Below are 24,582 nucleotides of genomic sequence, written 5' to 3'. Positions count from 1 at the left end.
CCGGGCACATGGAATTTGGCTTCACCACTGCCGCCTATGTTGTTGCGGCTGTTCTGTTCATCCTTTCGCTCGGCGGTCTGTCGAACCAGGAAAGCGCCAAGCGCGCGGTCTGGTATGGCATCGTCGGTATGGCGCTGGCGGTCTTTGCCACGCTGGTTGGCCCCGGTTCGGGTCTGTGGCTGCTGTCGCTGCTGCTGATCGCGGGCGGTGGTCTGATCGGTCAATATGTGGCGCAGCGCGTCCAGATGACCGAGATGCCGCAGCTGGTGGCCGCGATGCACTCGCTGGTGGGTCTGGCGGCTGTGTTTGTGGGCTTCAACGCGCATTTTGAGATCGGCAACGTGGCGCAGGTCATGGCGATTGCCGACAGCGCGTCTCAGGCGGATCTGAGCGATCTGGGCGCGTTTGCCAAGCTGATCGCCAAGAAAACCTCGGCCGAGCTGGCGATCCTGCATGTCGAGCTGTTCCTGGGCATCTTCATCGGTGCGATCACCTTTACCGGGTCGGTCGTGGCCTATGGCAAGCTGGCGGGCAAGGTGACCTCGGCGGCGACCAAGCTGCCCGGCGGTCATGCGCTGAATGCGGCGGCTGCTGGTCTGTCGCTGATCTGTCTGGTCTGGTACACTATGTCGGGCGGTCTGCTGCCGCTGATCCTGATGACACTGGCGGCGCTGTTCATCGGCTATCACCTGATCATGGGCATCGGCGGGGCCGACATGCCGGTGGTTGTGTCGATGCTGAACAGCTACTCGGGCTGGGCGGCTGCGGCGATCGGCTTCAGCCTCGGCAACGACCTGCTGATCGTGGTTGGCGCGCTGGTGGGCTCGTCCGGTGCGATCCTGTCCTACATCATGTGCAAGGCGATGAACCGTCACTTTGTCAGCGTGATCCTGGGCGGCTTTGGAGGCCCGCAGGGCGAGCAGATGGCCGTTGAGGGCGAGCAGGTGGCCATTGACGCCGATGGCGTGGCCGCTGCCCTGAACGAGGCCGACAGCGTGATCATCATCCCCGGTTACGGCATGGCGGTTGCGCAGGCGCAGCAGTCGGTGTCCGAACTGGTCCGCAAGCTGCGCGCCAAGGGCAAAGAGGTGCGTTTTGCGATCCACCCGGTCGCGGGCCGTCTGCCGGGCCACATGAACGTGCTGCTGGCCGAAGCCAAGGTGCCCTATGACATCGTGCTGGAGATGGACGAGATCAACGATGACTTTCCGGAAACGGATGTGGCCATTGTCATCGGTTCGAACGACATCGTGAACCCTGCGGCGCAGGAAGACCCCAACAGCCCCATCGCCGGAATGCCGGTTCTGGAATGCTGGAAGGCCAAGCAGGTGTTCGTGTCGAAACGTGGTCAGGGCACCGGCTATTCGGGCATCGAAAACCCGCTGTTCTTCAAGGAAAACACCCGCATGTTCTATGGCGACGCCAAACAGTCACTGGACAAGCTGCTGCCCATGATCGATTGATCAAACGGGTCGTAATCCAAACGCAAAGGGCGCCAATGGGCGCCCTTTTCTTTTTGCGTTTGAATGGGGGCTTTGCCCCCAAAACCCCAGGGTATTTGTGGTCAGATGAAGCGGGCGGAATGTGGTAATCTGGGTCGGAACCAAACTATGCAGGAGGTCGGAGATGGAAAAGGTAAATGGCATCGGTGGCGTGTTCTTCCGCGCGCGCGACCCAAAAGCGCTGAGTGCCTGGTACGAGACACATTTGGGCGTCAACCACTATGACCCCGCCCCCTGGAAGCAGCGCGAAGGCTATACGGTCTTTGCTCCGTTTGCTGAGGACACCGAATATTTCGGCAGGGCCGAGCAGCAATGGATGATCAACTTTCGGGTCGATGATCTTGCAGCCCTGACTGAACAACTTCAGGCGGCGGGGATCGCTGTGGAAACCAACCCGGACTGGGACAGCGAGGTGGGCAAGTTCGCCCGAATTCACGACCCTGAAGGCAATCCGATTGAACTGTGGCAACCAAATCAATGAGATAGCGGATTTGTATGCCGTTGCATTCATGTAAGTATATGAAATAAAAAGAGAATTGATGTATTCGCTGGATCGCATATAGTCCGTGGCACGGTACGGAGCGATCTATGACACCCATTCAGGACCACCCATTGCGCTATGCGCTGGCCAATGAGCTGCATGCGCGGCCCTTTCCGGTTGCTCAGGTGCCCTGCACGGTTGCCTTCCTTGCGATCAAAATGCCGGTTGATGCAGCCGGTCGGGACAAGAGCGACGATATCGCTCATCTGACGGATCTTCTGGATCGTCACGGGGCACCGCATCCGCAGCCCGCAGCAACGCATTATGCGGGTCAGATCGGTCGTCATTGGTTGAAATGGGAACAGCACACCGAGTTTGTCACATACACGGCCATTACGCCGAACGTGAGCGACCGGGCGTTCAATCCCGCCGATTTTGAGGTCTTTCCGCCTGATTGGCTGATGTCCAGCCCGGGCCAACGGGTGACCTCGATTCTGATGCGCGTTGTACCGCGCCCGGATGACGCGCAGATCAGGACGCAACTGCTGGACTGGTTCGAACCCGAGAGTCTGGCCGTTGCCGGTGTTCTGGATGGCGCGGCCATTTGCGCCAGTGATTTTCGCATCGATCCGGCCGGGCATATGCGCTTTGCCCTGTTTGTCTCGGACGGAACCGGCAACAGGCGCACCGGGCGGGTCATCCAGCGCCTGTGTGAAATCGAAACCTACAAAGCCATGTCGATGCTTGGCTTTGCGCGGGTCAAAACCCTGATGCCGCGCATTGGTGAGTTGGACAAACGGTTGTCCGAGCTGATGGTCGAGATGACAGACGGCAGCAAACATCCCGACGATCTGCTGCCCGATCTTCTGACAACTTCAACCGAGTTGGAGACATTGTCGGCCCGCTGTGCCTTTCGCTTTGGGGCCACCGGTGCCTATGAAGCCATCGTAAACCAGCGCATTGAGGTGCTGCGGGAAGAACGGTTTCAGGGCGGGCAGAGCTTTGCGGACTTCATGATGCGCCGATACGATCCGGCCATTCGAACCGTAAAATCCACCGAAAAGCGGCTGCAAACCTTGTCGGACAGGGCAATCCGGGCGGGCGATCTTCTGCGAACGCGGGTGGATGTAGAGCGCAGCGCGCAGAATCAGGCATTGCTGGAAAGCATGGATCGCCGCGCTGATCTGGCCCTGCGTTTGCAGCACACGGTCGAGGGGCTGTCGGTTGTTGCGATCAGCTATTATGCGGTTTCGCTGGTCAGTTACCTGTTGTTCCCGCTGACGTCCGCGGGGTTGAGCAAGGGCACATTGACCGCGCTGATAACCTTGCCTGTCATTCTGGCAGTGTGGTTCGCGGTGCGCCGGATTCGCAAGCGGTTGGAGTGAACGACGCTTGCGCAAGCCCTTGGGCTTTGTAGTAGTGGCCGGGCAGAAAGCCAATCGGAGCGTTCAAATGATCAGTGTTGTGTCGGCATGGCGGGCTGTGACCGCGATGTTCATTCTGAACGGTGCCCTGTTTGGCATCTGGGCGTCCCGTATTCCTGCCGTCCGTGACCACCTGCAACTCAGCCACGAAGACTTGGGCTATGGTCTGCTGTTCATGGCGGCGGGGGCAGTGTGTTCCTTTCCCATCACCGGGCGGCTGACCGACCGGTTCGGGGCAGTTGCGATCACCCGGATCATAGCCGTTCTTTATACCGGGTCCCTGATCCTGTTGGCGATGGCGGACAGTTTCACCATGTTAGCCGCCTTTCTGTTTCTGTTTGGAGCCTTCCACGGGTCGATGGACGTGGCCATGAATGCCTGGGCGGCTGAGGTCGAGCAGGCCTTTGACAAACCGCTCATGTCCTCATTCCACGCGATGTGGAGCCTTGGGGCAGGGCTGGGGGCCATCAGCGGATATGCCGCGGTTCAGTTGCAGATGAACGTGTTGCAGCACTTTCTTGCCGCAGGTGCTGTCGTCGTGGCTTTGGCATTGGCGCTGTCCTGGGTGCAGTGGACGTCTCGCCGGGCAGAACAATCGCATGGCGCGGTTTTTGCCCTCCCGTCCGGCGTGTTGATCCTTGTTGGCTTCACGGCGCTGTGCGGCGCGCTAGGGGAAGGCGCAGTCGCCGATTGGAGCGCCTTGTTCCTGCGCGATGTCACCGGAGCGGCTGAGAGCGTTGCGGCGTTGGGCTATGCGGTCTTCTCGGTCGCGATGGTGGTGTGCAGGCTGGCCGGAGGCTTTCTTATTGCGCGGGTCGGGCCGGTTGCGGCGGCGCGCGGCGGTGGCGTCTTTGCGGCGGTGGGTGTGTTCTGCGTGGTCTCGGCAGGGGCCGCGCCTTTGGCGCTGGTGGGATTCACTTTGATGGGTGTGGGCTATGCGGTGATCATGCCATTGGCGTTCAGCCGGGCGGCCAATGATCCGCAGATACCGCCGGGGCAGGCCATCGCCAGTGTTGCTACGCTTGGTTATGGGGGGCTGTTGATCGGGCCGCCGCTGATCGGGTTTCTGGCCGAGTTGCTGACGCTGCGGATGGCGTTTGCCGTATTGCTGCCGCTTGCCGTTCTGATCGTGGTGTGTGCCGGCGCGCTAAGGCGCGCCGACTGAGTTCGCTTAACGCCCGCGAATACGCGGATCCAGCGCGTCGCGCAGGCCGTCGCCCAGGTAGTTGACGCTGAGCACGGTGAGCGAGATCGCAAGGCCGGGCCAGAACACACGTTCGGGGTATTGCTGCAGGTAATCGACACCATCAAACAGCAGGCGGCCCCAGGTCGGGAAGTCGGGCGGGAAGCCCAGCCCAAGGAAGGACAACGCGCTTTCGGTGATGATCGCGGTTGCAATGCCCAAAGTGGCCGACACCATGATCGGGGACAGCACATTGGGCAGGATATGCCGCGTGATGATCTGCGTGTTGCTGGTGCCTATAGAACGCGCGGCCAGAACGAATTCACGTTCCTTGATCGCCAACACGTCGCCCCGCACGATCCGTGCGGTGGGCATCCATGAGGTGATGCCGATGGCGCAGACGATCAGGATGAAGATCCCACGCTCCAGCCCGAAGGCCGCCGACAAGGGCTCGCGGAACAGCAGCATCATGACCAGCAGCAGGGGCAGCAGGGGCAGGGCCAGGAACAGATCGGTCAGGCGCATCAGCGGTCCGTCGAGCCGTTTGAAGAACCCGGCGACCACGCCGATGAACGAGCCCAGGAACAGCGCCAGCAACATCGCGGTGATACCCACCGAGACCGAGGTCTGCCCGCCGGACATCATCCGCGCCAGAATATCTCGGCCCAGTTGGTCAGTGCCAAACGGGTGCGCCCAGCTTGGCCCCTGATTGCGCGCCCGAATGTCGATCTGCGTCGGATCGATGGTCCAGACATAGGGGCCAAGATAGACGGCAGCGACGATAAAGATGAACAGCATCGCCCCGATCATCGCGCCCTTGTGGGTCTTGAACTGATCCCACACGTCGCGCCACTGACTGCGCGGCGGGGTGGTCAGGTCGTCCATCACGCCTGCAGTTGGCAGGGCGGTGGACGCTGGCGCAATGCCTTCATCCGGGACCAGCGTATCGGTACGATCATGATCAGTCATAGCGAATCCTCGGGTCCAGAATGCCGTAGAGCACGTCTGCGATCAGGTTGAACAGAACGATCAGCACGGCAAAGATGAAGGTCAGGGTCTGCACCATCGGCAGGTCGTTGGCCTGAATGGCCCCGATCAGCAATTGGCCGATGCCGTTCACCTTGAACACCTGCTCGGTGATGATGGCGCCGCCGAAGATGGCCGGAATACCCAGCGCGATCACGGTGACCACGGGGATCATCGAGTTGCGCAGGACATGCACCATTACGACCGTATATTCACTGAGGCCCTTGGCACGGGCGGTGCGGACGTAATCCTGATTGAGGTTGTCCAGCATTGACGCACGCATGAAGCGGCTAAGCTGTGCCGTGATCTGTAGTGCCAGAACCATGACGGGCATGATCATCTGTTTCAGCTGCAGCATGAAGCTGTCCCAACTGTTGACCACAAGAGTTGTGTCATAGATCGACGGGAACCAGCCCAGTTGCACCGAGAAGATCACGATCACCAGAACGCCCGAGAAAAACGGCGGGACCGAGAAGCCGACCATCGACACGAAGGTGCCCATCTGGTCGAACCACGAATACTGGCGATAAGCGGAATAAATGCCGATGGGCAGGGCGATCAGGATGGCGACCACATAGGCGGTGCCGACAACCCACAGGGTCTGCGGGATACGCTGAACGACGATGTCCATGACGGGCGAGCGGGTCTGCCACGAAATCACTCGCAGATCACCTTCCGAGAAGGTGGTGCCGAACATATGGTCGACCAGCACCTGCGGTTCGATCCAGAAGAACTGCACGATCCATTTCCAGAACCTGATATGCATCGGCTGGCCAAGGCCAAGCGCCTCGCGCATCTTCTCTTTGACTTCGGGGGGGACGGTAAGCGGAACCTGCGCCATCGGGTCGCCGGGTGCGAGTTCGAGGAGCAGGAAGATGACGAGGCTGATGAACAGCAGCGTGGGTACGGCCAGCACCAGTCGTCTGATGGTAAAATTGAGCATTAAGAGGCGCCTTTATATGCGTCTTCTTGTTGGAGTGGTGTGCAAAGGGCCGCGCCCCGAAGATCGGGGCGCGGCTTTGCAAGGCTAACGCTTAGGAACCGGTCTTGCGGTACCAGTCAGCGATATTCCAAAGTTCGCTGTCCCAAACGTTCAGGACAACGCCACCCAGCGTGTTTGCATGTGCCGACAGACGACCACGGTGCACCAGCGGGATCATGCCGCCGTTCTGAACCATGATGTCGTTCAGCTGCTTCGCGATCTCGGCACGGGCCTCCAGACCGGCGGTTTCGGCCAGCTGACCATGCAGCTTGTCGAACTCTTCGTTGCAGAAGCGGCTGATGTTCTCACCCTGCCACTGCGTGTCCGGACGCGGAGCCTTGTCGCACAGGCCGTTGCCCAGATAGGACTGCGGATCGGTGCCGTTGAAGGTGTTGGCGTACATTTCAACGTCGGCGTAGAACTTCTGGAACGTGTCGGGCGAACCCGGGTCACCACCGAAGAAGACCGATGCGTTGATGTTGCGCAGTTCGGTTTCGACACCGATCTGGCTCCACCATTCCTTGATCAGCGCCTGGAAGTCCTGACGGACGGCGTTGGTCGAGGTCTGATAGACGATTTTCAGCGGAACGCCGTCTTTTTCGCGGACGCCATCGCCGTCGCTGTCCACAATACCGGCATCATCCAGCAGCTTCTTCGCGCCTTCGATGTCCTGCGTGTCGCAGCTCATCGAGGTCGAGTTGAACGCGGCGGGGGCCGGAACCCAGTTACAAGTCACTTTACCCGCCTGACCGTAGCCGATCTCAACCAGCAGCGGCCGGTCGATTGCCATGGACAGCGCCTTGTAGACGGCCGGGTCCTGCAGGAACGGGTGCGGATGCGCAGCCGTTGAACGCTCACCTTCCGGCAGGTCGGGCGACGGGTTGGTCTGGTTCAGCATGATACGCTCGACCAGCGGGCCAAAGCCTGCGACCGGGGTGCCCTTGCCGCCTTCTTGCATCTGCGCGATCACTTCGGGCGCAAGCTGCAGGTTCCAGGCGTAATCGAACTCGCCGGTTTCCATGACCGCACGACCGGCAGCCGTTGCATCGCCGCCGCCCTTGAAGGTCACGGTCGCGAAGGCCGGTTTCGCCGGGTCACGATAGTTGTCATTGGCTGCAAATGTGATCACGTCGTTCGGCTTGAACTCGGTAACGACAAACGGGCCGGTTCCGATCGGGTTAAAGTTCTGGTCGGTGCATTCCGGGGCCTTCGCACCCAGGCAGTCTGCGAACTGAGCGGCCTGAATGATCGGGCTTTCACCGCCCACGAACGGGCCGTAAGGGAAGGGGGTCGGTTTGTCGAAAGTGACTTTGACGGTCAGATCATCCACCGCTTCGACCGAGGTGACGCCCTCGAACTTGGTGACCTGAGCACAACCGCCTTCCGGGTGCATGCAGTAGTCAGCAGTGAATTTCACGTCTGCCGAAGTGAACGGAGTGCCGTCCGACCAGGTGATTCCCGGTGCGATCTTCCATGTGATCGAGGTCAGATCCTCGCTGACACCACCATTTTCGACGGTCGGAATTTCCGATGCCAGGAAGGGCACCATGTTGCCGTCCTGGTCGTAGCGCGCCAGCGGTTCGATCACCAGCGAAGCTGATTCCACATCCTTGGTACCGCCCGACAGGAACGGGTTCAGGATCGAGGGTGCTTGCCAATAGATGATGCTTACATTGCCGTCCGAGCCGCGCTCGGCAAAGGCCATTGGGGCCATCGCCGTGCTTGCGATCGCACCAAGCAAAAGGGCTTTGATTTTCATCATACACTCCATGTTGGACACTTGCGTGTCTCGATTTTCTCCGCAAGGCCTGCGGATTAGGCGTTGCCGCAATGGGGGTAAGACGCTGATTTCATATCGCAAAATCAGTTCGCATTTTTGTGATGCCGTATTCTCCCCAACACGGTTACGCGAGGTATCGAAACAGAACTTTGGAAAAAAGCAAGGGTTGCCGTCGGGAAAAATTGCGACGGGTTTGACTTTTCCCGCCTCAGCGCCTTAGCGTCGGGCATTCGAACAAATCAGCCTGCCAAGGGGAGTGCGCACGTGCTGGACCAACCTATTGCCCAGATAAAAAAACTTCGGGTCGAGTTCCAAACCAAGGATGGCCCCGTGGTGGGCGTCGAGGATGTCTCGTTCGAGGTGAAGCCCGGCGAAACCGTTTGTATCGTTGGCGAATCCGGGTCCGGCAAGTCCGTTTCCTCGCTGTCTTTGATGCGGCTGGTCGAGTTTGGCGGCGGCGAAATCGCGGGCGGAGAATTGCTGTTTGATCGCCGCGACGGGGACGAAATGGACCTGTCCAAAGCCGATCAGGATCTGATGAAACAGATTCGCGGCAACGAGATCGGAATGATCTTTCAGGAGCCGATGACAGCCCTGAATCCGGTTTTCACCGTGGGCCGACAACTGACCGAAGGTCTGCGCATCCACAAGAATATGTCCAAGACTCAGGCCGAAGAACGCGCCCTTGAACTGCTGCGTCAGGTGAGGATTCCCGAGCCGGAACGCCGTTTGAAGCAATATCCGCATGAACTGTCCGGCGGAATGCGGCAGCGCGTTGTGATTGCGATGGCAATGGCGTGCGAGCCCCGGCTTTTGATCGCGGACGAGCCGACCACGGCGCTGGATGTGACCATTCAGGCCGAGATTCTGGCCCTGATGGACCGGTTGAAGCGGGAAACCGGCACGGCGGTGATGTTTATCACCCATGACATGGCTGTGGTGGCACAGATGGCCGACCGCGTGGTGGTTATGTTCCGTGGCAACAAGGTCGAGGAAGGCACCGTCAAGGAAATCTTCGAAAACCCGCAGCATGATTACACCAAGGCGCTGTTGGCTGCGGTGCCCAAGCTCGGGGAAATGCAGGGGAAATCCGCGCCCGAGCCGATGAAATTGCTGGGGGTAGAAGGCCAGACCATCGCCCCGATTCCCGGCACCGAAGAGGTTTTGCTGACGGTCAAAAACCTGACTACACGCTTCCCCGTCAAAGGCGGGTTGCTGCGCCGCACGATTTCGAACGTTCACGCGGTCGAGGATGTGTCCTTTACGTTGAATCGCGGTCAAACGCTAAGCCTTGTGGGCGAATCAGGCTGTGGTAAGTCCTCGGCCGGGCGGTCGATCCTGCGTCTGGTCGAGCCAATGGCGGGCGAGATCGATCTGGATGGCGTCGATATCATGAAGCTGGATCCCGGCGGCCTGCGCAAGGCGCGGCTGGACATGCAGATGATCTTTCAGGACCCGTTCGCCTCGCTGAACCCGCAGATGCAACTGGTCGATCAGGTGGCCGAACCGATGCGCAACTATGGCGTCGCGACCGGGTCGGAACTACAGGACCGCGTGGCGCAATTGTTCGACAAGGTACAACTGCCGCGCAGCTTCATGCGCCGCTTCCCGCACGAGATGTCGGGCGGTCAGCGTCAGCGGATCGCGATTGCCCGCGCACTGGCCCTGAACCCCAAGCTGATCATCGCGGATGAGGCGGTCTCGGCGCTGGACGTGTCGGTGCAGGCGCAGGTTCTGAACCTGATGATGGAACTGCAATCCGAACTCAGCCTGTCATACCTGTTCATCAGCCACGACATGGCCGTGGTCGAGCGGGTCAGCCACCATGTCGGCGTTATGTATCTGGGCCGGATCGTCGAGCTTGGGCCGCGCGCGCGGGTGTTCGAGAACCCTCAGCACCCCTATACACAGGCGCTGATGAAGGCGGTTCCGATTGCCGATCCGAACCAGCGGAAATCGGAAAAAGACCTGAATTTCAAACCGATCCCGTCGCCAATTCATCCAATCGACTACACGCCTGAACCCTCGGTCTATCATGAGGTCGAACCGGGCCATTTCATCCTGACGACGGATAGCGGGTACTAAATTCCATGGCACAGCGCCTGACGCCGCTTGAGATCATGACCAAGCTGATCTCGTTCCCGACCGTAAGCCGTGACACCAACCTGCCGCTGGTTGATTGGGTCGAAAGCTATCTGCGGGAACATGGGATTGAACCGCATCGCTGGCCCGACCCGGACCAGCCGCACAAGGCGGCGGTATTTGCCCATGTCGGCCCGTGGGAAGAAGGCGCGGTAGTCCTGTCCGGCCACACGGATGTGGTGCCGGTGGACGGGCAACCGTGGGACACTGATCCCTTCACCGTTGTCGAAAAAGACGGCAAATATTTCGGGCGTGGCACCTGCGATATGAAGGGGTTTGATGCGCTGGCCATCTGGGCCTTGGTCGAAGGCCATTACGCAAACCTCCAACGCCCGCTGCAACTGGCGCTGAGTTTCGACGAAGAGATCGGCTGCACCGGCGCGCCGCCCATGATCAAGGCGATGCAGGGTGTTCTGCCCAAAGGCTCTGCCGTGATTGTGGGTGAGCCTTCGACAATGCAGGCGGTCACAGGGCACAAGGGCAGCTTTGGCTATGACACGCATATGGTGGGGTTCGAGGTCCACAGCTCGATCATGCACACCGGTGTCAATGCGATCATGCAGGCGGCGCCGCTGATCGATTGGGCAAATGATCAGAATGCACGTAATCAGGCGGCAAGGCCCAGCGATACCGCTGCGGTGTTCAACCCACCATGGTCGACCCTGCATGTGGGCATGATCGAAGGCGGTACGGCGCATAACATTACCGCCAAGGATTGCCGGTTCATGATGGACTTCCGCATTGTCCCGGACGAACGAAAAGCCGATTGGCGCGACGCGTATTTCCAGCAGGTGCGCGAGGTCGAGGCACGGATGCAGGCGGTCCACCCCGAGGCGCGGATCGACCTGTCCGAGAACTTCTCGATCCCCGGTCTGGTGCCGGAAGAGGATGGGGAGGCCGAGGCCCTGGTCCGCGCCCTGACCGGCGACAATGCCGGCCACGTGGTCAGCTATGGCACCGAGGCGGGTCAGTTTCAGGAAGCAGGCTATTCCGCTGTCATCTGCGGCCCCGGCGACATCGCGCAGGCGCATCAGCCGAACGAGTTTATCTCGGTCGCGCAGTTCGAAGCAGGCCACGCATTTATGAAACGGCTGCTGGAAAAGCTGACGGGCTAACCCGCCAAAGGAGGCACGACATGCCGGTGAAAAACAGACTTGCCGAGATGCATGGTGAAATCACCAAATGGCGTCGCCACCTGCATGCGCATCCCGAACTTATGTACGACGTCCACGAAACCGCAGCCTTTGTTGTTGAACGGTTGAAGGAATTTGGCGTCGATGAAATCACGCCCGGTATAGGCAAAACCGGCGTCGTGGCGGTGATCAAGGGCCGCACGGATACCAGGGGTCGCGTGATCGGGCTGCGCGCCGATATGGACGCCCTGCCGATCGAAGAAGCGACGGGGCTGGACTATGCCTCGACCGTTTCCGGCAAGATGCACGCCTGCGGGCATGACGGCCACACCTCGATGCTGTTGGGGGCTGCGCACTATCTGGCCGAGACGCGGAATTTCGATGGCACCGTGGTGCTGATCTTTCAACCGGCCGAGGAAGGCGGGGCCGGGGGCTTGGCCATGTGTCAGGACGGGCTGATGGACCGCTGGGGCATTCACGAGGTCTACGGGATGCACAACATGCCCGGCCTTCCGGTGGGGGAATTCGCGATCCGGCCCGGCGCTTTGCTGGCATCATCGGATGAGTTCGAGATCGTTGTGACCGGCAAGGGCGGCCATGCAGCGGCCCCTCACGACGCGGTGGATACGACGCTGGTTGCGTCGCATATTGTTGTGTCTTTGCAATCGGTTGTTTCGCGCACGGTGGACCCGATCAAATCGGTTGTTCTGACCGTCGGCACTTTTGAAACAGACAGTTCCGCGTCGAACGTGATTGCGCATACCGTCCGGCTGAAAGGCACCGTCAGAACGCTGAATTCGGAATATCGTACCATTGCCGAAGACCGCGTGCGCCGGATTGCCGAGGATACGGCCTCGGCCTTTGACGCATCGGCGCAGGTGAAGTGGAACCCCGGCTATCCGGTGACTGTGAATTCCGAGGCGGAAACCACCTATGCCGCAGAAGCCGCCGCAGCCGTTGCGGGTAAGGTGAATGACAGCACCGATCCCATCATGCCATCGGAAGATTTCGCCTACATGCTTGAAGAACGGCCCGGAGCCTACATCTTTGTTGGAAACGGGGACACGGCCATGTGCCACCACCCGGAATACAATTTCGATGACGACGCGATTCCCGCCGGCTGCAGCTGGTTTGCCGAGATTGTGGAACGACGATTGCCCATCGCCTGATAAGGGAGAATGACATGCCGATCAGAAACCGCCTTGCAGAACTGCACGATGAGATTACCGGCTGGCGGCGCGACATTCACGAACACCCCGAGATCCTGTACGACACCCACCGCACCAGCGCCCTGGTGGCCAAAAAGCTGAAAGAGTTCGGCTGTGATGAGGTTGTCACAGGCATCGGCCGTACCGGCGTGGTCGGGATCATCCGGGGCAAGACAGATACACAGGGCCGTGCGATTGGGTTGCGGGCGGATATGGATGCGCTGCCCATGCAAGAACAGACCGGGCTGGATTATGCCTCGAAAACCGCCGACGCGATGCATGCCTGCGGCCATGATGGTCATACGGCGATGGTTCTGGGCGCTGCAAAGTACCTAGCCGAGACGCGCAATTTCGACGGCACGGCAGTTGTGATCTTTCAGCCTGCGGAAGAGGGCGGCAACGGGGCCGAGGCCATGTGTCAGGACGGTTTGATGGACCGGTTTGGCATTCAGGAAGTCTATGCGATGCATAACGTGCCGGGCCTGCCCACGGGCCAATTCGCCATCCGCTCGGGGCCATTGCTGGCGGCGGCGGACGAGTTCGACATCCATCTGGAAGGTCATGGCGGGCATGCGGCCAAACCGCAGGAAACGGTGGACACCACAGTGATGCTGTCTCAGTTAATCGTGGCCCTGCAAACGGTTGTGTCGCGCAATGCCGACCCGATCCAGCAGGGTGTGTTGTCTGTGACCTCGGTCGAGACGTCATCGAAGGCGTTCAACGTGATCCCGCAATCGGCCCGCGTTCGGGGCACGGTACGCACGCATTCCAACGAAATGCGCGAGATGATCGAAAAGCGGCTGAGCGAAGTTGCCACCGGCATCGCCGCCACGATGGGCGGCACCGCAAGCGTGACCTACAACAAAGGCGTTCCGGTCACGATCAACGCCGAAGAGCAAACCGGCTATGCAGAAGAAGCCGCGATTGCTGTTGGTGGAAGTTGCGGCGAGGCCCCAATGGTGATGGGGGGCGAGGATTTCTCATTCATGCTGGAAGAACGCCCCGGCGCTTTCATCATTCTGGGCAATGGCGATAGCGCCGGGCTGCACCACCCCGAATATAATTTCAACGACGAGATCATCCCAATCGGATGCTCGTGGTTTGCCGAAATGGTCGAGCGCCGGATGCCGGCGGCTTGAAGTAGGAGAGAGAAAGAATGCCAGTTAAGAACCGCTTTGCCGAATTGCAGAACGAAATCACCGAATGGCGACGCGATCTGCATGAGAACCCCGAGATTTTGTTCGAAACGCATCGCACCAGCGCAGTAGTGGCCGAGAAACTCAAGGAGTTCGGTTGCGACGAGGTCGTCACCGGTATCGGCCGCACTGGCGTTGTCGGCGTGATCAAGGGCAAGTCCGACAGCAACGGCAAGGTCATCGGTCTACGCGCCGACATGGACGCGCTGCCGATCCATGAGGCGACGGGATTGGACTATGCCTCAAAAACGCCCGGCGCGATGCATGCCTGTGGGCATGATGGCCACACGGCGATGTTGCTGGGGGCTGCGAAGTACTTGTCGGAAACGCGCAATTTCGACGGCACCGTTGTCGTAATCTTCCAGCCTGCCGAAGAAGGCGGCGGCGGTGGGCGCGAAATGTGCGAAGACGGCATGATGGATCGCTGGAACATTCAGGAGGTCTACGGGATGCACAACTGGCCCGGTAAGCCGGTTGGCAGTTTCTCGATTCGTCCGGGCTCGTTCTTTGCGGCGACCGATCAGTTCGATATCACCTTTGAAGGGCGCGGTGGTCATGCGGCGAAACCGCAGGAGACGGTGGATACGACTGTCATGACGGCGCAGGCGGTGCTGGCATTGCAGACCATTGCATCGCGCAATGCGGACCCGATTGATCAGGTGGTGGTGTCGGTGACCTCGTTCGAGACGTCATCCAAGGCGTTCAACGTGATCCCGCAGACGGTGCAGATCAAAGGCACTGTGCGCACGATGAGCAAGGAGATGCGCGATCTGGCCGAAAAGCGGATCAACGAGATTTGCAACGGCGTGGCGGCGACGTTCGGCGGCACTGCGGACGTGACGTATATCCGCGGCTACCCGGTCATGGTGAATAGCGACGAGCAGACCGCGTTTGCCGCAGACGTGGCCCGGTCTGTTTCCGGCGACTGCGAGGATGCGCCTTTGGTGATGGGCGGCGAGGATTTTGCGTTCATGCTCGAAGAACGTCCGGGGGCGTATATTCTGGTTGGCAATGGCGACACGGCCATGGTGCACCACCCGGAATATAATTTTAACGACGAGGCCATTCCCGCCGGGTGCAGCTGGTGGGCTGAGATTGTCGAGCAGCGGATGCCGGCGGCCTGATTGAAAGGGTGGGGGCTCTGCCCCCACACCCCCGAGATATTTTTAGCCAGATGAAGAGGGATCCTGCGCCTATTGGGCGAGGGTCAGATGGGTGCAGAGCGTTTCAACGACTGCATCCAGCGCGTCCTTTTGGGTAAAGACGCAGGTTTGGGCTGCCGCGCGCGCGCGGGTCAGGGCGGTGTCATCTGCCAGCCAGGTTTCGACGGCATCGGACAGGTCTTTGGCGGTCTGGACCTCGATTGCGCCTTTGGCCTCGACCAGTGGGGCGAAAGTTTCGGCGAAGTTGAAGTAGCGCGGTCCGGTGATGACTGCGGCCCCGGCCTGGGCGGGTTCGAAGGGGTTGTGGCCCCCGATCTCTTTGAGCGATCCGCCAAGAAAGACTATAGGGCCAATAGCGTACCAAGTTCCGGTTTCGCCGAGCGTGTCGGCGACGTAGACTTGGGTTTGGGCGGTGATCGGCTCGCCAGCGGCGCGGAAGGCGGCGGGTAGGTTGGATTGACGCAGAAGGGTGGCAACGTCGCCTCGGCGCTCGGGGTGACGGGGGATCAGCAGCAGCAGAAGGTTCGGCCAGCGTTCCAGCAAAGCCTTGTGCGCCGCAAGTACCGTTTCCTCTTCGCCGTCATGAGTGGAACTGGCGATCCAGACGGGGCGATCTGCAATTTGCGCGCGTATCTCGTTCAAGGTTGCGCTGTCCACGGGCAGCGGGTCGGACATGGCCTTGAGGTTGGTGCCGGGTTTCACCCGGTCGGCTTGCGCGCCCATGGCAATCAGGTTGTTGGCCGTCTTTTCGTTCTGGGTCAGAAACAGCCGGAATTTATCCAGAAGGAAGCCCGCCGTTTTGGGGCGCTTTTTCCAGCCTTTGACGGACTTCTCGGACAGGCGCGCGTTGAGCAGGGCCAGCGGCACGCCCCGCCGTGCGCTTTCGACGATCAGGCGCGGCCATATTTCGCTTTCGACAAAGATCCCGGCGTCGGGTGTCCAATGGTCCAGGAAGCGTTTAACCGGGCCGGCTGTGTCCAGCGGCGGGTATTGGTGGCGCGCGCGGGCCGGCAGGCGCTTTTCGATCAGAGCGGCAGAGGTCGGGGTGCCCGAGGTTATCAGGAACTCGGCATCGGGCAGGCGTTCGCCCAGCTTCTTTATCAGGCTCAGAACCGACAGGCTTTCACCGACGCTTGCGGCGTGAAACCAGATCAGGCGGCCTTGCGGGCGGGTCAGGCTGGCGTGGCCGAGCCGTTCCTGTTGACGCTGTGGGGGGACGTCAGCGGCCTGCAGTTTGCGGCGCACCGCGCGCCAGACCAGAGGTGCCGCAATCGTCGTCAGGCCGCAATACAGCCGGTACAGCAGCGTTGGGTGGCCGGGCATGTCAGCCGCCCGTGTGGCTCATGTGGCGGCTCATTTGGCCATCGACGGCCTGACGGGAATAGTCGAAATCATGCCCTTTGGGTTTTAGGGTGATTGCGGCGCGGATCGCGTCTTCAAGCTGTGCTCCGCTGTCGGGGTGATCGCGCAGCGGGGCGCGCAGATCGGCCATATCCTCTTGTCCGAGGCACATATACAGCTCACCCGTGCAGGTCAGGCGCACGCGGTTGCAGCTTTCGCAGAAATTGTGGGACAGGGGCGTGATGAAGCCGATCTTCTGGCCTGTTTCCTCCAGCCGGACATAGCGCGCCGGGCCGCCGGTGCGCTCGGCCAGATCGGTGACGGCATAGTGGTTTTCGTATTCCTTGCGCACGTCTTTCAGCGACCAGTACTGATCCAGACGATCCTCGTTGCCGATATCGCCCATTGGCATGACCTCGATCCAGGTCAAGTCCATGTCACGCTCTGCGCACCATTCGGTGATGCGGGGCAGTTCCGGCTCGTTGAAGCCTTTCAGGGCCACCGCGTTGATCTTGACCCGCAACCCGGCCTTTTGCGCCGCGTCGATGCCGTTCAGCACCTGTTTCAGACGCCCCCATCGGGTGACTTTGGCGAATTTGTCATCGTCCAGCGTATCAAGCGAGACATTCACCCGCTGCACACCCGCCGCGTAAAGATCGTCGGCAAAACGGTGAAGCTGTGAGCCATTGGTGGTCAGCGTCAGCTCTTTCAGCGCGCCGCTGTCCAGATGACGGGTCATGGCATTGAAAAACGTCATGATATTGCGCCGCACAAGGGGTTCCCCGCCGGTGATGCGCAGCTTTTCGACGCCCATCTTCACAAAGGTGGAACACATCCGGTCCAGTTCTTCCAGCGTCAGAAGGTCTTTCTTGGGCAGGAAGGTCATGTTCTCGGACATGCAGTACACGCAGCGGAAATCGCAGCGGTCGGTTACCGAGACGCGCAGATAGGTGATGGCACGGGCGAAGGGATCAATCAGCGGAGCAGTCATGCGCTATAGGTAGATGTGGAACCGGTCCACGACAAGAGCGAACTGCGCTTTGGGCTGGAACAGATGGGTGTGGGGCTGTAGGTAAGACGGATGAGGTATTTTCTTGTTTTCCTGTGCGTTCTGGTCACCGGTTGCGATGCGGTTCGGTCAACAACGGATCGCGTTTTTGGCCGGAACGAAGCAGCGCCAGAAGTGGAATCCGAAATTACGGAAGCCACACTCGAGCCTGAGCCGGTTGCCGCCCGCGCCGATTGGGCGGGCCCCAGAACGACCATTGCAGGATTGGGCGATCCGACGACGCCCGGCCGCTGGATGCAAACGCCGCTTGTGGACACCGAGGTAACCGCACGTGTGGTGGTGCCTAGAACCGGTGCGCAGGCTTACATCACCTTGGTGCCGTCGCGCGGGCCGGAAGGCGGCGGGAGCCAGCTGTCATTGGATGCGATGCGGGCATTGCTGGTGCCGCTGGATGCGCTGGTCGAGGTCGAAATCTACGCCAACTGATCTTTCAGGTATTTCCCGGCTTCACGCCGGGCAAAGGGTTTCATGGCATCCCCATGTTGGTCCAGAAAGGCCAGGACGCGCGGGGCGTCGTGTTTGGACAGCTCGCGCAGCCACCAAGCAATGGCTTTCTGGATGAACCAGTCGCGGTCCGGGACATAGGTGGCGGCCCAGCCAAGGATATGATCCCGGCGGGCCAGATCATCCGGTTTCGGGTGGTTCTGCTTGGTCCAGGGCAGGGTGGCAACCAGCGCCGCGCGGCGTGTCCACATATGGTCCGAGGTCGTCCAGCCCTCGACTTGATCCAGACGCGTCGGGTCGGCGGATAGCCGTTTTTGCATCGCCATACAGGCGTGATCGGCAACGGCCCAGGCATCGAAATCCGGCAGCCAGCTTTCCAGCAACGCCCAAACCGCGTCGTCCGGTCGGATGCGCGCCTGCGTCAGCAGTTTGGCAGCGGCCAGACGGGCTTCGTGCACATTGGTCTGCCACAGCGCATCCGCCAAATGGATGCGCCCGGGCACGTCCAGTTCTTGCCTCCACGCTTTGTTGAGGTCGTTCAGAACCGGGTTGGCGACGCCCAGATAGGGGCGGTCCGCCTTGTGGTACGCCGCCATCTGCACGGCCTTTTCTGCGTCGGCATGGGCCTTTATCGCGGCAAGGGCGTCGTCCAGTGTCATCGGTCCAGCTTGTGCAGAAGATGTGCGCGCACCGTAGGCCATTCCGGTGCGGTGATTGAATAGACGGCCGTGTCGCGCAGGGTTCCGTTGGCCATCACCATATTGGCCCGAAGGATGCCATCCAACTGCGCCCCCAGCCGCTCGATAGCCTGCCGGGACTGAGTGTTCAGCCGATGGGTGCGGAATTCGACCGCATGGCAGGACAGACCCTCGAAAGCGTGGCGCAGCAACAGAAATTTGGCTTCGGTGTTCAGCGGCGTGCGCTGAACCGCGCGCCCGATCCAGGTCGAGCCGATTTCGACCCGCCGGTTGACCTCATCAGTGTTCATGTAGGTGGTCATCCCAATAGGGGTGCCGTCTTGTGTCATGACCGTAAAGGGCTGCATATCGTGCAACCCCATGCGGCGGTCGATCTCGGCGTCCATCCCCTCGACCGTGGGGATGGAGGTATACCAAAGCTGCCCCAGATCCGCCGCCGCCGTTTTCAGAGCCTCTGAATGCGCGGGGTCAAGCGGTTCCAATCGGACGTGAGTGCCAACAAGCGTAGCAGGGGCAGGCCAGGTCATTCCACCGTCACCGATTTCGCCAGATTGCGCGGTTGGTCCACATCCGTGCCTTTGGCGACCGCCGTATGATAGGCCAGCAATTGGGCCGGGACCGAATACAGAATCGGGGCGAGGCTGGGGTGGATATGCGGCATGCGGATCGTGCTCCAGACGCCGTCCTCGGCCTCGGCAATGCCGTCGTCATCGGACACAAGGATGACCTTGCCTTTGCGGGCCATCACCTCTTGCATGTTCGAGACCGTCTTGTCGAAAACCGTATCCTTCGGGGCCATCACCACAACCGGCATATGCTTGTCGATCAGCGCGATGGGGCCGTGTTTCAATTCGCCCGAGGCATAGCCTTCGGCGTGGATATAGCTGATTTCCTTCAGCTTCAGCGCACCTTCCATTGCCAGCGGGTACATCAGACCGCGTCCCAGGAACAGCACGTCGCGCGCCTCGGACAGGCGCTGGGCGGATTTGCGAATGGCGCGGTTCTGATCCAGCGCTGCGTTCAGGACCGAGGGCAACCCGCGCAGGGCGGCGGCGTGATCGGCCAGATCCTCATCCGACATCGTGCCCCGGTCGGCTGCGGCTTTGAGGGCCAGCATCAGCAGCACGCTCAGCTGACAGGTGAACGCCTTGGTCGAGGCAACGCCGATCTCGACCCCTGCATGGATGGGCAGCGCCACATCGCTTTCCCGCGCAATCGAGCTTTCGGGGACATTGATGACCGACACAATCTTGTCCGCCTTGCCCTCGCAATAGCGCAGCGCGGCCAGTGTATCGGCGGTCTCGCCCGACTGGCTGACGAACAGCGCCATGGTACGGTCGGTGATGGGTGGTTCGCGATAGCGGAACTCGCTGGCGATATCGACCTCGACCGGCAGTTTCGCCAATTGCTCGAACCAGTATTTCGCGGTCAGGCAGGCATAAAAGGCCGTGCCGCACGCGACCATTGTCAGGCGGTCCAGCTTGGTGAAATCCAGATCGGTATTTGGCAACACGACCCGGTCGCCGCCGGTGGGCAGGTAGGATCGGATCGCCTCGGCCACGACAACGGGCTGTTCGGCGATTTCCTTGGCCATGAAATGCTTGTGCTCGCCCTTATCGGCGCGTGCATGATCCAGCTTGATCTTGCGCATCTCACGATTGGCCAGTTCACCGGCCTCGTTGCGGATTTCCAGCGAGGTGCGGGTCAGGACCGCCCGGTCGCCTTCTTCAAGATAGGTGATCTTGTTGGTCAGCGGCGCCAGCGCAATCGCGTCCGAGCCAACATACATCTCACCATCTCCGTGACCAATCGCCAGCGGCGAGCCCTTGCGCGCAGCCACGATTAGGTCATCCTGACCGTCGAACAGAAAGGCCAGCGCAAACGCGCCCTGCAACTGGTCGATGGTTTTGAACGCGGCCTCAACGGGCGACAGGCCCGAATTCAGCAGATGTTCAGCCATCAGTGCGACGGTTTCGGTGTCGGTTTCGGTCTCGAACCCGATCCCGTGCTCGGCCAGTTCGGCGCGCAGTTCACGGTAGTTTTCGACGATCCCGTTGTGGACCACGGCAACCGGCCCGGCCTTGTGCGGGTGGGCATTGTTGACCGAAGGCGCGCCATGGGTGGCCCAGCGGGTGTGCCCGATGCCGGATTTTCCGGGCAAAGGGTCATGCACCAGCAGATCGCTTAGGTTGACCAGCTTGCCCACCGCCCGCCTGCGTCCCAAAGCTCCGTCATTCACGGTTGCAATACCGGCGCTGTCATAGCCGCGATATTCCAGCCGTTTCAGGGCCTCAACCAGAATGGGGGCGGCTTCATGCTGTCCCAGAACACCAACAATTCCACACATAAAATCAGGCCTCTTTATCGCGGCGAGCCTTTTTCGCCTTTAACATATCAAACAATTTGCGCGCGTAGCCGGGTTTGTTTTCCTGCTTGGCACGGGCTACGGCCAGTGCGTCGGCTTCGACATCCTTGGTCACGACCGTACCTGTTGCCGTCATTGCGCCATCACCAAGGGTCACAGGGGCCACCAGCATCGTGTTCGAACCGATGAACACGTTTTCACCAATCGTGGTCTTGTGCTTCATCACGCCGTCATAGTTGCAGGTGATCGTACCCGCCCCGATATTTGTTGCCGCCCCAACCGAGGCGTCACCGATATAACTGAGGTGATTGACCTTCGCGCCCTCGGCAATCTCGGCATTCTTGATCTCGACAAAATTGCCGATCCGCGCGTTTTCGGCCAGTTCCGCCCCGGGGCGCAAGCGGGCATAGGGGCCGACAATTGCACCCTGGCTGACATGGCAGCCTTCCAGATGCGAAAACGCCCGGATCGTTGCGCCGCTTTCCACGGTAACGCCAGGGCCAAAAACCACGTTGGGTTCGATCACCGTATCCCGCCCGATCACCGTATCGGCCGCCAGGTAGACGGTGTCCGGGGCCATCAGCGTGACGCCCAACTCCAGCAGTTCAGCACGCGCTTGCGCCTGAAACACAGCGTCCGCAGCGGCCAGATCAGTGCGGGAATTCACACCCAGCGTCTGTGCCTCATCACAGGCAACCGCCGTCACGGTCAGGTCGCGATTGCGGGCGATTTCCACCACGTCCGTCAGATAATACTCGCCCGAGGCATTGTCGTTGCCCACCGCATCGATCAACGACATCAGCGTCTGCGCGTTGCACGCCAAAAGGCCCGAGTTGCAGAAGCTTATTGCGCGTTCTTCATCCGATGCGTCCTTGAATTCGACAATCCGCTCCAGCGTGTCACCGTTCATGACCAAACGGCCATAACGCGCCGGATCGGCCGCTTCGAACCCAAGGATCACCAAATCGTTCTTGGCCCGCGCTTCGATCATCCGCTCCAGCGTGTCGGGTTGCAAAAACGGTGTGTCCCCATACAGGACCACGACGTTACCCTCGAACCCCTGCAGCGCCTTACGCGCTTGCGCAACCGCATGGGCGGTGCCCAGTTGTTCCTCCTGCACCGCGATCTGGGCGGTCTCGTCCTCGGCCTGCGCCACCTTGGCGACGGCCTCGGCCCCGTGGCCTGTGACGATCACGGTGCGCTCGGGCGACAAGACCGATCCGGCGCGCATGGCGTGGATCAGCATCGGAACCTGAGCGATTGGGTGCAGGACTTTGGGGATGTCCGAATTCATCCTGGTGCCTTTCCCGGCGGCAAGGATGACAAGGGCAGTGGTCATGAAATCGTTTTCTCTTTGTGTTTTGTTGCCGTCCGTTTTATCCGCTGAGGGCAAAGGCGCAAGCCGTTCGGCCATCAAACTAGATTGCCGTTTGCAACACGACATGGCGGAAACCTGCCGAGCAAGGAGGCGCAATGCGCACGGTCATCTTCGATCTGGACGGGACTTTGGCGGATACGTCGGGCGATTTGCTGGCCGCGGCGAACCACTGTTTTCGCAAGATGGGGCATGGGGATGTGTTGGTTCACGGGCAGGATGCGGGTATCGCCGTGCGTGGCGGTCGGATGATGTTGACCCACGGTCTGAAACGGGTCGGGGCCTTTGATGAGGGCACAGTAGACGCCTACTATCCCGTGCTGCTTGAGGCCTATGCCAAAGACATCGACACCCATACACATTTCTATCCCGGCGCGTTGGACGCGGTCGAGGCGTTGAAAACCGCAGGTTATGGCGTTGGGATCTGCACCAACAAACCGGAACGGCTGGCGGATCAATTACTGAGCCAGATGGGCGTGCGGGATCAGTTTGCCTCATTAGTTGGTGCGGATACCTTGTCGGTGCGCAAACCAGACCCTGAACCCTTACGCGAAGCCGCGCGGCGCGCTGGCGGGCATCCCGATCTGTGCGTTCTGATCGGAGATTCGGATACCGACCGCAATACCGCACGGGCCGCCGGAGTCCCCTCGGTGCTGGTAACATTCGGCCCCTCAGGAGACGACATGGCAGCGTTGCAGCCCGAAGCGCTGCTGCATCATTTCGATGACCTGCCAGAAATGGTGGCTGATCTGATCGGTGCGGCTGCATGATCTCTTGACCCGAACCGGATGCGACCCCAGAACTGAGCCATGACAGAGACATTCACCGGTAGTTTCACCCAGCAAGAGCCAATCCCCGATGAGGCAATCGACGCGGCGATGGCCGTCCTGCGCCATGGGCGCTTGCATCGTTACAATGTCGCGCCCGGTGAATTGGGCGAGACCGCGTTGCTGGAACAGGAATTTGCCGCTCAGATGGGGGCTAAATACTGCCTCGCCGTGTCGTCCGGTGGCTATGCGCTGGCCACCGCGTTGCGTGCCGTAGGAGTGCAGCCCGGCGATCCGGTGCTGACAAACGCGTTCACGCTGGCTCCGGTGCCGGGATCGATTGCCTCGGTTGGGGCCAAACCCGTTTTCGTTGGGGTTACGGAAGACCTGACCATCGATCTGGACGATCTTGAGGCCAAGCTGGATCAGGCACGCGTTTTGATGCTGAGCCATATGCGCGGTCATCTGTGCGACATGGACCGGCTGATGCGGATGTGCGACGCGGCCGGTGTAACCGTGATCGAGGATTGCGCCCATACGATGGGGGCAGCCTGGCGCGGTCAATTGTCGGGTCGTCAGGGCGCGGTTGGGTGTTATTCGTGCCAGACCTACAAGCACGTCAATTCAGGTGAGGGCGGTTTGCTGATCACCGATGATGAAGAACTGGCGGCCAAGGCCACCATGCTGTCGGGGTCCTATATGCTGTATGAACGCCATCTGGCCGCACCGGGGCCTGAGGTGTTCGAGCGGATCAAGTACACCACCCCCAATGTCTCGGGTCGCATGGACAATCTGCGCGCGGCCATCCTGCGCCCGCAGTTGCGGGATCTGGACCGGCAGGTTGAGCGTTGGAACGAACGATACCGCGCCGTCGAGGCCGGTCTGCGTGGCACGCCGGGGCTGACCGTGGTCGAGCGCCCGAAGGCCGAGACCTATGTGGGCTCGTCGATTCAGTTTCTTCTGTTGGACTGGTTGCCCGAACGTATCGCAGAGGTGATCAGCCGCTGCGCCGCGCGCGGGGTCGAGTTGAAGTGGTTTGGCGGGGCCGAGCCAACCGGTTTTACCTCGCGCTATGACAGTTGGCGCTATGTGGACAGCGAGCGGATGCCAAAATCGGACCGCGTGCTGGCGGGTGTGATGGACATGCGGGTTCCACTGACCTTTTCGTTGGAGGATTGTCAGTTGATCGCGCGCATCATTCGGGCCGAGGTCGGGGCCGTCTACCAATCGTGATCCAGCGGAGTGCGCCTGCGGCGCACGCTTGATGTTTGCAAAACGCCGCCCCGCATGGGCGGCGTTTGTG

The 24,582-nt window shown here is 60.6% G+C and carries 21 protein-coding genes; 12 read left to right on the top strand and 9 right to left on the bottom strand.

The features are described 5' to 3' along the window. Positions 1–8 precede the first annotated feature (8 nt). The 4 genes from ACR0AC_RS02440 (at position 9) to ACR0AC_RS02425 (ending at position 4,572) form a co-directional block, all read left to right on the top strand. A complete protein-coding gene (locus tag ACR0AC_RS02440; protein WP_170622391.1) occupies positions 9–1,463 on the top strand; it encodes an NAD(P)(+) transhydrogenase (Re/Si-specific) subunit beta in 1,455 nt (484 codons plus the stop codon). Between the two features lie 163 nt (positions 1,464–1,626). Beyond that, complete coding sequence (locus ACR0AC_RS02435) at positions 1,627–1,983, top strand: VOC family protein (RefSeq protein ID WP_170621339.1); 357 nt, start codon at positions 1,627–1,629, stop codon at positions 1,981–1,983. A 107-nt stretch (positions 1,984–2,090) separates the two neighbouring features. After that, on the top strand, positions 2,091–3,368 hold the full coding sequence (locus ACR0AC_RS02430) for a DUF3422 family protein (RefSeq protein ID WP_480871792.1): 1,278 nt from the start codon (positions 2,091–2,093) through the stop codon (positions 3,366–3,368). A 67-nt stretch (positions 3,369–3,435) separates the two neighbouring features. Beyond that, complete coding sequence (locus tag ACR0AC_RS02425) at positions 3,436–4,572, top strand: MFS transporter (RefSeq protein ID WP_480871791.1); 1,137 nt, start codon at positions 3,436–3,438, stop codon at positions 4,570–4,572. Between the two features lie 6 nt (positions 4,573–4,578). Here the strand turns inward: ACR0AC_RS02425 and ACR0AC_RS02420 are convergent, their stop codons facing one another. The 3 genes from ACR0AC_RS02420 to ACR0AC_RS02410 form a co-directional block, all read right to left on the bottom strand. After that, positions 4,579–5,559 (bottom strand): ABC transporter permease, encoded by a 981-nt coding sequence (locus tag ACR0AC_RS02420; protein ID WP_170451997.1) that lies wholly within the window; start codon positions 5,557–5,559, stop codon positions 4,579–4,581. Next, positions 5,552–6,559, bottom strand: a complete 1,008-nt coding sequence (locus tag ACR0AC_RS02415) for an ABC transporter permease (protein WP_170523487.1) — start codon at positions 6,557–6,559, stop codon at positions 5,552–5,554. Before ACR0AC_RS02415 ends, ACR0AC_RS02420 begins: the two co-directional genes overlap by 8 nt. A 91-nt stretch (positions 6,560–6,650) precedes the next feature. After that, positions 6,651–8,357 (bottom strand): peptide ABC transporter substrate-binding protein, encoded by a 1,707-nt coding sequence (locus ACR0AC_RS02410; protein ID WP_170451993.1) that lies wholly within the window; start codon positions 8,355–8,357, stop codon positions 6,651–6,653. Between the two features lie 285 nt (positions 8,358–8,642). Between ACR0AC_RS02410 and ACR0AC_RS02405 the strand changes: the two genes are divergently transcribed. The 5 genes from ACR0AC_RS02405 to ACR0AC_RS02385 are packed head-to-tail and all read left to right on the top strand — an operon-like array spanning position 8,643 to position 15,181. Beyond that, entirely contained in the window at positions 8,643–10,463 is a 1,821-nt protein-coding gene (locus tag ACR0AC_RS02405) for an ABC transporter ATP-binding protein (protein WP_170451991.1), read from the top strand. A 5-nt stretch (positions 10,464–10,468) separates the two neighbouring features. After that, on the top strand, positions 10,469–11,635 hold the full coding sequence (gene argE / locus ACR0AC_RS02400) for an acetylornithine deacetylase (protein ID WP_170451989.1): 1,167 nt from the start codon (positions 10,469–10,471) through the stop codon (positions 11,633–11,635). Positions 11,636–11,655: 20 nt separating this feature from the next. Continuing rightward, complete coding sequence (locus tag ACR0AC_RS02395; protein WP_480871788.1) at positions 11,656–12,822, top strand: M20 aminoacylase family protein; 1,167 nt, start codon at positions 11,656–11,658, stop codon at positions 12,820–12,822. Positions 12,823–12,836: 14 nt separating this feature from the next. Continuing rightward, complete coding sequence (locus ACR0AC_RS02390) at positions 12,837–14,000, top strand: M20 aminoacylase family protein (protein WP_170621346.1); 1,164 nt, start codon at positions 12,837–12,839, stop codon at positions 13,998–14,000. A 17-nt stretch (positions 14,001–14,017) separates the two neighbouring features. Then, positions 14,018–15,181, top strand: a complete 1,164-nt coding sequence (locus tag ACR0AC_RS02385) for a M20 aminoacylase family protein (protein WP_170451983.1) — start codon at positions 14,018–14,020, stop codon at positions 15,179–15,181. 69 nt (positions 15,182–15,250) lie between these two features. Here the strand turns inward: ACR0AC_RS02385 and ACR0AC_RS02380 are convergent, their stop codons facing one another. Continuing rightward, positions 15,251–16,543, bottom strand: a complete 1,293-nt coding sequence (locus tag ACR0AC_RS02380; RefSeq protein WP_170451981.1) for a 3-deoxy-D-manno-octulosonic acid transferase — start codon at positions 16,541–16,543, stop codon at positions 15,251–15,253. A 1-nt stretch (position 16,544) separates the two neighbouring features. Beyond that, a complete protein-coding gene (gene moaA, locus ACR0AC_RS02375; protein WP_480625736.1) occupies positions 16,545–17,552 on the bottom strand; it encodes a GTP 3',8-cyclase MoaA in 1,008 nt (335 codons plus the stop codon). Between the two features lie 90 nt (positions 17,553–17,642). Between moaA and ACR0AC_RS02370 the strand changes: the two genes are divergently transcribed. After that, on the top strand, positions 17,643–18,056 hold the full coding sequence (locus ACR0AC_RS02370; protein WP_170451977.1) for a hypothetical protein: 414 nt from the start codon (positions 17,643–17,645) through the stop codon (positions 18,054–18,056). Here the strand turns inward: ACR0AC_RS02370 and ACR0AC_RS02365 are convergent. The 4 genes from ACR0AC_RS02365 to glmU are packed head-to-tail and all read right to left on the bottom strand — an operon-like array spanning position 18,044 to position 22,476. After that, on the bottom strand, positions 18,044–18,733 hold the full coding sequence (locus tag ACR0AC_RS02365; protein WP_170451975.1) for a DNA alkylation repair protein: 690 nt from the start codon (positions 18,731–18,733) through the stop codon (positions 18,044–18,046). The two genes, ACR0AC_RS02370 and ACR0AC_RS02365, sit on opposite strands and share 13 nt — an antisense overlap. Continuing rightward, on the bottom strand, positions 18,730–19,299 hold the full coding sequence (locus ACR0AC_RS02360) for a GNAT family N-acetyltransferase (RefSeq protein WP_170451972.1): 570 nt from the start codon (positions 19,297–19,299) through the stop codon (positions 18,730–18,732). The genes ACR0AC_RS02365 and ACR0AC_RS02360 overlap by 4 nt, the downstream gene beginning before the upstream one ends. Continuing rightward, the gene (glmS, locus tag ACR0AC_RS02355; protein ID WP_170451970.1) at positions 19,296–21,119 is read right to left on the bottom strand and encodes a glutamine--fructose-6-phosphate transaminase (isomerizing); all 1,824 of its coding nucleotides are present in this window, start codon (positions 21,117–21,119) and stop codon (positions 19,296–19,298) included. The genes ACR0AC_RS02360 and glmS overlap by 4 nt, the downstream gene beginning before the upstream one ends. Before the next feature lie 4 nt (positions 21,120–21,123). Further along, positions 21,124–22,476 carry a bifunctional UDP-N-acetylglucosamine diphosphorylase/glucosamine-1-phosphate N-acetyltransferase GlmU gene (glmU, locus tag ACR0AC_RS02350; protein WP_170451968.1) on the bottom strand — a complete coding sequence of 451 codons (1,353 nt, stop codon included), beginning with the start codon at positions 22,474–22,476 and terminating at the stop codon, positions 21,124–21,126. Positions 22,477–22,610: 134 nt separating this feature from the next. Here glmU and ACR0AC_RS02345 point away from each other — a divergent pair, with 134 nt between their 5' ends. Further along, positions 22,611–23,282 carry an HAD-IA family hydrolase gene (locus tag ACR0AC_RS02345; RefSeq protein WP_170451967.1) on the top strand — a complete coding sequence of 224 codons (672 nt, stop codon included), beginning with the start codon at positions 22,611–22,613 and terminating at the stop codon, positions 23,280–23,282. A 39-nt stretch (positions 23,283–23,321) separates the two neighbouring features. Next, complete coding sequence (locus ACR0AC_RS02340; RefSeq protein WP_170621361.1) at positions 23,322–24,512, top strand: aminotransferase class I/II-fold pyridoxal phosphate-dependent enzyme; 1,191 nt, start codon at positions 23,322–23,324, stop codon at positions 24,510–24,512. The last annotated feature ends 70 nt before the right edge of the window (positions 24,513–24,582 follow it).

This window comes from Ruegeria sp. H7, assembly GCF_056532945.1.
This window is presented reverse-complemented; position numbering and strand designations above follow the sequence as displayed.